The sequence below is a fragment of the Burkholderia sp. LK4 genome, assembly GCF_001043615.1.
Taxonomy (GTDB): Bacteria; Pseudomonadota; Gammaproteobacteria; order Burkholderiales; family Burkholderiaceae; genus Burkholderia; species Burkholderia cepacia.
The window spans coordinates 93,851-101,266 of record NZ_LDUL01000011.1 but is presented as its reverse complement, the minus strand read 5'-3'; the positions used below and the strand labels follow the sequence as shown (position 1 = coordinate 101,266).

Here is a 7,416-nt window from a genome sequence, read left to right as displayed (position 1 = left end):
GCGAGCGGGGCGGGCCGGTATCGGGCGGTACGACGTGTGGGGCCGGCGGGCGCGGGAAGGCGGCCGGCAAGATCACCGTGAAGGTCGCCACGAAGGTCACCGCGAAGGTCGCCTCGAATGTCGCCGGGGCAGGTTCGTCGTGTTGCGCGAGTGCGTGCGGGCGGACGATCCGGCGCGTGGCTGCCGGCGTCGTTCGTTTACACGCTGAAAGCGGTGCCGGGCCGCCGGGCGGCCCCTATGGAAGATGCGGACTGGCGCCGCGCCCGTGCGTCGATTAGTTTTAAAGGATCACGCAGCGCGTGGCGCCGGACGTTCCGGGAGGGGACCATGACCGCATTCCAGAAAGTGTGGCAATTGCTCGTCGGCAAGCCGCTCGACCCCCTCGATCCGCGCACGCGGCATGCGATCGCCGTGACGCCGCTGCTGGCCTGGGTCGGGCTCGGCGCCGACGGCCTGTCGTCGTCGTGCTACGGCCCGGAGGAGGCGTTCCTCGCGCTCGGCCAGCACCACGCGCTCGCGCTGTTTCTCGCGCTGGCGACGGCGGCGACCGTGTTCATCATCGCGCTCGGCTACAACCAGGTGATCGAGCTGTTCCCGACGGGCGGCGGCGGCTACCGCGTCGCGACGGCGCTGCTCGGGTCGAAGCCCGGGCTCGTGTCGGGCGCGGCGTTGCTGGTCGATTACGTGCTGACCGTCGCGACGTCGCTCGCGAGCGGCGTCGACGCATTCTTCAGCCTGCTGCCGGTCAGCGCGCAAGCCTTCAAGCTCACCACCGAGATCGTGCTGATCCTGATGATGACGGGGCTCAATTTCCGCGGGATGCGCGAATCGATCATGGTGCTGCTGCCGATCTTCATCGGCTTCGTGATCCTGCACTTCGGGCTGATCGTGTACGGCGTCGCCGTGCACGGCAGCAGCCTCGCGATGGTCGTGCCCGACGCCGTGCACGAAGCGCACGGCATGTCGCAGTCGCTCGGCCTGTTCGTGCTGCTCGCGCTGCTGATGCGCGCGTTCTCGCTCGGCGGCGGCACCTATACGGGCCTCGAGGCCGTGTCGAACAACGTGAACATGCTTGCCGATCCGCGCGTGCCGAACGGCAAGGTGACGATGTGGTACATGTCGACGTCGCTCGCGTTCACGGCCGGCGGCATCATCCTGCTGTACATGCTGTGGCACGCGAAGCCCGTCGACGGCGAGACGCTCAACGCGGTCGTGTTCGGCAGCGTGATCGACCACCTCGGGCTCGGCTCGGCGTTCGCGCGCCACGCGCTGCTCGCGGCCGTGCTCGCGTTCGAGGCCGGGCTGCTGCTGGTCGGCGCGCAGACGGGCTTCCTCGACGGCCCGGCCGTGCTGTCGAACATGGCGTCGGATTCATGGGTGCCGCGCCATTTCCGCGACCTGTCGGGGCGCCTCGTGCGGCAGAACGGCATCATCGTCGTCGGGCTGTCGAGCCTGCTGATCCTCTTGTGGACGCACGGCAACGTCGACGTGCTTGTCGTGCTGTACAGCATCAACGTGTTCCTCACGTTCAGCCTGTCGCTGCTCGGGCTGTGCACGTACTGGTGGCGTCATCGCAGCGAGCCGGGCTGGCTCAAGCACTTCTTCCTGTCGGCGCTCGGGCTGAGCGTGACGGCGACCGTGCTCGGCATCACGCTGATCGAGAAGTTCACGGCGGGCGGCTGGCTCACGGTGCTCGTGACGAGCGCGGTGATCGCGCTGTGCTTCATGATCAACCGCCACTACGCGTATACGCGCGCGCAACTCGCCAAGGAGGACGAACTGTTCTCGGGCAAGGCGCCCGAAGTCGACGAGACGGTCGCGCCGGGCAAGCCCGACCCGTCGCAGCCGACCGCCGTGCTGCTGGTCGGCAAGCATCGCGGTGCGAGCATGCACGCGCTGCTGTGGGTCAACCGGCTGTTTCCCGGGCACTTCCGCAACGTGATCTTCCTCGCGGTGGGCGAAGTCGACGCGAAGGCGTACGACGGTCACGAACATCTCGAACGGCTGCGTCACTCGATCACCGAGGCGCTCGACTACTATGTCGCGCACTGCCGTCGCAGCGGCATCGCGGCCGACTACCGGATCGCGTTCGGCACGAACCCCGTGGTCGAATTCATGAACCTCGCGTCGTCGACGCTCGACGCGTACCCGAATGCCGTGTGCTTCGCGAGCAAGCTGATTTTCCGGCGCGTGAATTTCCTGACGGCCTGGCTGCACAACCAGACGCCGGTCGAGTTGCAGGCGCGCTTGCACGTCGAGGGCAAGCAGATGGTGCTGCTGCCGATGAACGTCGGTTAGCGAGCGGGCGCGGCCGCGTTGCACGCCCGCGTGGACGCGGCACGCTTCGCCGGCGACCGGGCAGCGGCCGTCAGGGCCGGTGATGCCGATGCGGACGGTTCGGCCGCCGTAGCAGCGGATGATGGAATCTGGCTCTCGCGCGGTCGCGCCCCGGGCGCTTGAAGAAGAACAGCGCGGCGAGTGCGGCGAATGCCAGCAGGACGACGCCTTCCACGATTGCGCTTTCCATGGTGCCTCCCGGCCGCGCGCGATGACACATCGATGACTCATTGTAGGTCGGCCTGCGCCGGCTTGACGCGTGCGGATGCGTCGCCCACACTGGCCGGCACGAGGGCCGCGCGCGTGACCTTGCCCGCCGCGCGGCCGCGTTTTCCGAACCGCGACGAGGTGCGATGTGGTGCGCTTTTCTGTCGGCCTGGCCGGCTGGATGTTGGCATGTGCTGTTGCGCTCGGCGCATCGCATGCGGCCGGTGCGAGCCCGGGCGCGAGCGTGGCCGCCGACGCGCCGCACGACGCGGCCGACACAGCCGACGCGGCCGGCACAGCGCCCGTCACGCTCGTCAGCGACGTCCACGAATTCATGATCCAGCACGACGGTTCGCTCGACGAGCACGACGATTCGACGCTGCGCGCGAACGACGCGAACGGCATCGATGCCGTCGCGCAGCGCTACGTGTGGTTCGACAAGAATCTCGAGAAGGTGGAACTGCTCGCGGCCGAGACGATCGACCGCGACGGTGTCGCGCATCCGGTCGGCGTGGACGGCATCCGCGACGTGCAGGAACCGCGTTCGGCCGGCGCGCCGACGTTCCAGGACGGGCTGTTGCGCACCGTCGTGTTTCCCGGCGTCGAAGCCGGGTCGAGCACGCGCGTGGCGTTCCGCAAGACCCGCACGAAGCCCGTCAACCGCGGCTACTTCGGCTACACCGTGGAGCCGTCGCGCGAGCCGGTCGACAACCAGCGGCTGATCTTCGACGTGCCGGCCGACATGCCGCTGTACGCGGATGCGCGCGGCTACGTCGCGCTGCCGCCGGTCACCGCGAACGGCCGCACGCGCTACGAGTTCGACTACCGGCACGGCCCGTACGACCGCATCGAGAACGGCGCGGTCGGCTACGCGACCTACGGCGACCGGCTCGTCGTGTCGACGCTGCCCGACTATGCGGCGTTCGCCGCGCGCTACCGCAACGCGGCCGTCGATCCGGGCACGGCCGATCCGGCCGTGACGCAACTGGCGCGCGCGCTGACCGCGGGCGCCGCCGATCCGCGCGACAAGGCGCGCATCCTGTACGACTGGGTGCAGGCGAACGTGCGCTACGTCGGGCTGTTTCTCGGCGAAACGGCTGCCGCGCCGCATCGCGTCACCGACATCCTGCGCAACCGCTACGGCGACTGCAAGGATCATGTCGCGCTGTTCGGCGCGCTGCTCGCGGCGGTCGGCATCCGCAGCGAACCGGTGCTGATCAATCTCGGGTCCGTCTACACGCTGCCGTCGGTGCCCGGTTACGGCGGCGGGGCGATCAATCATGCGATCACGTGGCTGCCCGACCTCGCCCGTTATGCGGATACGACGACGGCCGGCATCGCGTTCGGCTATCTGCCGCCCATCGTGATGGATCGCCCCGCGCTGCTCGTCGATACGGGCGTGCTGTCACGGACGCCGGCCACGCAGCCGCGCGGCCGCGTCGCGCGGGTTCAAATCGATGCGGCCGGGCCGGGTGCCGCGCAGTTTCACGCGTACATCGAGGATGACGGCTGGACGGCCGAACTCGAACGCAACCTGTTTCGTCGCGCGACACCCGACGCCATCGTCCAGCTCGCGAACAACCGTCTGCGGCAAAGCGGCTTGCGCGGCCGCGCGCAACTGTCGACCAGCGACCGGCGCGCGACCGACGGGCCGTTCGACGTGACGCTTTCCGGCACGCTCGATCATTTCGTATGGCCCGACGGCACGACCGCGTTACCCGCGCTGTCGAGCCTGACGGGCGGCATCGCGACACAGGTCGAGAGCTGGCTGGCCGAACCTGTGCGCACGCAGCCGTGGGGCTGTATCGGCGGCACGTTCGACGAGACCGGCCAGATCGCGCTGCCGGCCGACGTCGCGGTGACCGACCTGCCGGCCGATACGGCCGTGCACGACCGCTTCGTCGACTTCACGTCGCATTACGTATTCGACGCGGCCGCGCATGTCGTGCAGGTCTCGCGGCGGATGACGGCGGATTTCGGCCGCCAGGTGTGTACGCCGGACGAATTCACGGCGTTGCGCGCGTCGCTCGAACGCATCGAGCGCGACACGCAGGCGCAGATCGTCGTGCGGGCGAAAGGGCGCTGAACGTTGAACGGGCAGGGGACGTGAGCGCGTGGAGACCATCGGTCGGCGCGCAGGAGGGACATCATGACGGAACGGGATCACGAGATCGCCGATCTCTCGAAGGAATTGCTGGGCCGGATCGTGCAAGGCACCGTTGCCGGCGGCGCGGTGGTGGATGCGGAGCAGTGCGCGGCGCTTGCCGTGCAGTGCGCGACGGCGCTGGTCGACAGGCTGGAAGCGCGCAGCGGCTGAGCGCGGCAATCACGCGTGGCGGCGATTCGGGCGGCGATTCGGGCGGCGATTCGAGCGGCAACTCGGGCGGCAACTCGGGCGGCAACTCGGGCGGCAACTCGGGCGGCAACTCGGGCGACGGCCGGCGGCCGCGGCCGGCATCACGCGCGAAACATGGCGCGTGGCACGTCGCGCGTTACGCTTCGACGCGCGCCTCGCCGTCCGCGCGCACGGCGCCCGGCGGCTTGCCCACCACGCGCTTGAACGCGCGGCTGAACGCGGCGAGCGAGCCATAGCCGAGCCGGTACGCGACGGCCTCGATCGTCTCGTGGTCGCGCGTGATCCATTGCGCGGCGAGCCGCATCCGCAGCTCGGTCAGGTAGCGCACGGGCGTCATCCCGGTGGCCGCGAGAAAGCGTTCGGCGAACACCGAACGTGACACGCCCGCTTCGGTGGCGAGTTCCGCCACGCTCCAGTTGCGGCCCGGATCGCGATGCAGCGCGACGATCGCGCGGCCGAGCTTCGGTTCGCGCAGCGCCTGCACCCAGCCCGTCGCGTCGCCGCAGCCGCATTCGACCCAGCCGCGCACGATGAACGCCGCGACCACGTCCGCGAGCCGCGCGAGGATGCCGGCGAAGCCCGCGCGCGCCGAGCAGGACTCGCGCTCCATCGCATCGAGCATCGGGCGGATTTCCGGGTAGCGCGCGAGCAGCGTGCCGACGTGCATGAACTCGGGCATCGTGCCGACGAGCGGCTGCATGCCGCCGAGGTCGAGCTCCATGCATGCGCTGAAGATCAGCGCGTCGCCGGCACCCGGCTCGGTCGTCGCGCAGCTTGCCGGCGACGCGCCCGCCGATGCCACCGACGCGACCGACGCCACCGTATCGCAGATCTTCGCGACCTCGAAGCCGTTGATCTCGCGGCACGGCGCATCGGGGTCGGAGACCAGCGCGTGCATGCCGCCGTGCGGCAGCAGGATCGCGTCGCCGGCTTCGAGCCGCATCGTCTCGCCGTTCGCGTCGCGCAGCAGCACGGGCCCGCGCCCGACGAAATGGAACTGCGCGCGGCCCGGCGCATCGCCGAAACTCAGCCCGAACGGCCGCGCCACCTGGATGCGGCGGTACTGGACGCCGCTCAGGCGCATCCCCAGCAGCAGTTCGCTGACGAGGTCGTGTACGTCGGACGTGGACGAAGACAGGGGCTCGGACATGGCGAGATTCGGACGATCGATCAACAAGAGCGGATTGTATGTCATAGACCGTCCTGCCGTGGTTCCTTACGATACGCCGTCATCGGTATTTTCCCTAAACGACACGGAACGACGCATGAATCCCGGAATTTCCTCTGTCGCCGCGACGGCGGCCCCCCGCGAACCGGCCTGGGGCGCGGTATTTGCGATGGCGCTCGGCGTGTTCGGGCTCGTCACGGCCGAATTCCTGCCCGCGAGCCTGCTGACGCCGATGGCCGAGAGCCTCGGCGTGACCGAAGGCGTCGCCGGGCAGGCCGTCACGGCCACCGCGACGGTGGCGCTCGTCACGAGCCTCCTGATCTCCGCGGTGACGCGCACGATCGACCGGCGGCGCGTGCTGCTCGCGTTTTCGGTGTTGCTGGTCGCGTCGAATCTCGCGGTCGCGTTCGCGACCAGCCTGACGATGCTGCTGATCGGCCGCGTCGTGCTCGGCGTCGCGCTGGGCGGCTTCTGGACGATGGCGACGGCCACCACGATGCGGCTCGTGCCGACGGCGATGGTGCCGCGTGCGCTGTCGATCATCTTCAGCGGCGTGGCGGTCGCGACGATCGCGTCCGCGCCGATGGGCAGCTACTTCGGTCACCTGATCGGCTGGCGCAACGTGTTCCTGATCGCGGGCGCGCTCGGCGGCATCGCGTTCGTGTCGCAGCTCGTCACGCTGCCGTCGCTGCCGCCGAGCGGCACGACGCGGCTGCGGACGCTGATCGACGTGCTGCGCCGGCCGACCGTCGGCCTCGGGATGTTCGCGACGATCCTCGTGTTTACCGGGCATTTCGCGTTCTTCACGTATCTGCGGCCGTTCCTCGAACAGGTCGCGGGCGTCGGCGTGAACGGCCTGTCGGCGATCCTGCTCGGCTACGGTATCGCCAACTTCGTCGGTACGTCGCTCGCGGGCCGCGTGCTCGAACACCGGCTGCGGCCGATGCTGATCGCGATGCCCGCGCTGATGGTCGTGCTCGCCGTCGCGCTCGTCGCGCTCGGCCGCGCACCGATGATCGATGCGGTGCTCGTCGCGTTGTGGGGGATGGCCTTCGGCGGCGTGCCGGTCGCGTGGTCGACCTGGGTCACGCGCACCGTGCCCGATGAAGCCGAAAGCGCGGGCGGGCTGATCGTCGCGGCGATCCAGCTTGCCATCGCGACGGGGGCGGCGGCCGGCGGCGTCGTGTTCGACGCGAACGGCGCGGCCGGCGTGTTCGTGGGCGCGGCCGTCGTGCTGGCCGTCGCGGTCGCGGCGATCGTGACGGGCGTGCCGAAGCGGGTCGGCGTCGCCACGTCCTGACCGGCCGGCAGGCCGGCACGGTGGCGCGGTGGTGCAGGCCCGTCGGCG

At 69.8% G+C, this 7,416-nt stretch carries 6 protein-coding genes; 4 read left to right on the top strand and 2 right to left on the bottom strand.

Translation table 11 applies throughout. The annotated features are described in order from the left end of the window. Positions 1 to 327: 327 nt before the first annotated feature. Positions 328 to 2,298, top strand: a complete 1,971-nt coding sequence (locus VK92_RS07630) for an APC family permease (protein ID WP_048020432.1) — start codon at positions 328 to 330, stop codon at positions 2,296 to 2,298. Positions 2,299 to 2,368: 70 nt separating this feature from the next. Here the strand turns inward: VK92_RS07630 and VK92_RS42390 are convergent, their stop codons facing one another. Beyond that, positions 2,369 to 2,527, bottom strand: a complete 159-nt coding sequence (locus VK92_RS42390; RefSeq protein ID WP_021161679.1) for a hypothetical protein — start codon at positions 2,525 to 2,527, stop codon at positions 2,369 to 2,371. A 198-nt stretch (positions 2,528 to 2,725) separates the two neighbouring features. Here VK92_RS42390 and VK92_RS07625 point away from each other — a divergent pair, with 198 nt between their 5' ends. Together VK92_RS07625 and VK92_RS42385 are read left to right on the top strand one after the other, a co-directional pair. Continuing rightward, positions 2,726 to 4,630: a DUF3857 domain-containing protein gene (locus tag VK92_RS07625; RefSeq protein WP_122982953.1), complete on the top strand. Its 1,905-nt coding sequence runs from the start codon at positions 2,726 to 2,728 to the stop codon at positions 4,628 to 4,630. Between the two features lie 63 nt (positions 4,631 to 4,693). Next, on the top strand, positions 4,694 to 4,861 hold the full coding sequence (locus tag VK92_RS42385) for a hypothetical protein (protein WP_021161681.1): 168 nt from the start codon (positions 4,694 to 4,696) through the stop codon (positions 4,859 to 4,861). Positions 4,862 to 5,036: 175 nt separating this feature from the next. On the opposite strand, the gene VK92_RS07620 is transcribed toward VK92_RS42385, so the two are convergent. Continuing rightward, positions 5,037 to 6,095 (bottom strand): AraC family transcriptional regulator, encoded by a 1,059-nt coding sequence (locus tag VK92_RS07620; RefSeq protein ID WP_048020429.1) that lies wholly within the window; start codon positions 6,093 to 6,095, stop codon positions 5,037 to 5,039. Between the two features lie 70 nt (positions 6,096 to 6,165). On the opposite strand from VK92_RS07620, the gene VK92_RS07615 reads away from it, so the two are divergent. Continuing rightward, on the top strand, positions 6,166 to 7,368 hold the full coding sequence (locus VK92_RS07615) for an MFS transporter (RefSeq protein ID WP_048020427.1): 1,203 nt from the start codon (positions 6,166 to 6,168) through the stop codon (positions 7,366 to 7,368). Positions 7,369 to 7,416 lie beyond the last annotated feature (48 nt).

Bases quoted from the DNA above. Each gene is read 5' to 3' on its own strand.
- VK92_RS07625 (WP_122982953.1), top strand. From the start codon at position 2,726: ATGTTGGCATGTGCTGTTGCGCTCGGCGCATCGCATGCGGCCGGTGCG.
- VK92_RS42385 (WP_021161681.1), top strand. From the start codon at position 4,694: ATGACGGAACGGGATCACGAGATCGCCGATCTCTCGAAGGAATTGCTG.
- VK92_RS07615 (WP_048020427.1), top strand. From the start codon at position 6,166: ATGAATCCCGGAATTTCCTCTGTCGCCGCGACGGCGGCCCCCCGCGAA.
- VK92_RS07630 (WP_048020432.1), top strand. From the start codon at position 328: ATGACCGCATTCCAGAAAGTGTGGCAATTGCTCGTCGGCAAGCCGCTC.
- VK92_RS07620 (WP_048020429.1), bottom strand. From the start codon at position 6,095: ATGACATACAATCCGCTCTTGTTGATCGATCGTCCGAATCTCGCCATG.
- VK92_RS42390 (WP_021161679.1), bottom strand. From the start codon at position 2,527: ATGGAAAGCGCAATCGTGGAAGGCGTCGTCCTGCTGGCATTCGCCGCA.